The 1,565-nt window shown below is 24.3% G+C and carries 2 protein-coding genes; both read right to left on the reverse strand.

Going from position 1 to position 1,565, the window contains the following annotated elements:
- Positions 1-209: 209 nt before the first annotated feature.
- Positions 210-1,001, reverse strand: a complete 792-nt coding sequence (locus AlmWB_RS00480) for an ABC transporter ATP-binding protein (RefSeq protein ID WP_050337067.1) — start codon at positions 999-1,001, stop codon at positions 210-212.
- Positions 1,002-1,026: 25 nt separating this feature from the next.
- Positions 1,027-1,565: ABC transporter ATP-binding protein (locus tag AlmWB_RS00485; RefSeq protein ID WP_157022372.1), on the reverse strand; the 539-nt coding region annotated here is incomplete at its 5' end.

Genomic DNA, 1,565 nt, shown 5'->3' on the forward strand with positions numbered 1-1,565 from the left:
TTAACAACAAAAAAACTTAAGAAAATAACAGTCATTAAAATAAAAAAAACATAAAATATTTTCTTAAGAATATAATTGATAAAAGACATACATATATATTCTCTTTTCTAAATTATTTATTTTTTATAATATTATGGAATTTTTTAGATTATTTAAATATTATATAAATGAATTTTATATGTTCTTCAAAGAAATATTTGTTAAATCATTTACAAAAAACTAGTTTTTAAAAAATTATTTAATAAAGATTTTGTATAATTATGTTTTGGTTGGGTCAAAATTGTCTGAACAGGACCTTTTTCCACTATTTGTCCTTCATACATAACAATAATATCATCGACAATTTGAGATATAACACCTAAATCATGAGTAATAAATAAAACAGATGTTTGGAATTCTTTTTGAAGTTCATTAATTAAATTTAAAATTTCTTTTTGTGTAATAACATCTAAAGCTGTAGTAGGTTCATCAGCAATTAAAAGTTTTGGTTCACATATTAATGCCATTGAAATCATAACTCTTTGACACATACCACCTGATAATTGATGTGGATAAGCATTCATAACTCTTTTAGCATCATGGATTTTTACTTTTTGTAAAATTTCTAAAATTTTTTGGTGCCCTTCTAAGTCATTCATATTTTTATGTAACTGTAAAATCTCCATCATTTGGTTTTTTATTTTAAAAACAGGATTAAGACTAGAAAGAGCATCTTGAAAAATCATAGCTATTTCGTTCCCACGAATTTTTTCCATTTGTTTTTGAGTATATCGAGAAATTACTTGTTCATTAAAAATAATTTCTCCTTGATATATTTTTTGATTATAGTTTAATAATTTTAAAATAGAAATAGCGGTTTGACTTTTTCCACTTCCTGATTCCCCGAAAATACCTAAAGTTTTCCCTTTTTGTAATTCAAAAGAAATCCCTTTAACTGCTTTGATTAAACCTTTAGGAGTTTCAAAATAAGTGTGTAAATTTTTAATTTTCAATAAACTCATTGGGGTATCCTCCCTCTTGTGAAATTTATTTTTTTAATGTACATCTAATAAAATGTTGAGGTGCGACTTCAAACCAATTTAAATCTTGTTGATTTTGTTGAAATAAAAACTTAAATCGAGCGGTTTCATAAATAATTTGATGTTCTTTTTTTTTTTGAATATTTAAATGAGGCATAGCATTCAAAATTTGTTTGGTGTAAGGATGATAAGGATTTTTTAAAATTTTATCTTTAGGCGCAATTTCCACTATATTGCCTAAATGCATTACACATATACGATCACTTAAGTAACCAGCAACACCTAAATCATGAGTAATAAAAATCAAAGTTAATTGATAAATTTTTTTTAAATTATTTAAAAGATCAAGGATTTTTGATTGATTAGAAACATCTAATGATGAAACAATTTCATCACAAACAATAAATTGAGGTTTGATAATTAATGTACGAGCTATAGCAATTCTTTGTCTTTGTCCTCCTGATAATTGAGCGGGATAGCGATTATAAAGAGAGTGATCAATTTGACATTTTTCCATAATATCTAAAATTTTTTTTTTATATAAAG

Origin of the sequence: Candidatus Phytoplasma phoenicium (genome assembly GCF_001189415.1) — a bacterium.
Classification (GTDB): Bacteria; Bacillota_I; Bacilli_A; order Acholeplasmatales; family Acholeplasmataceae; genus Phytoplasma; species Phytoplasma phoenicium.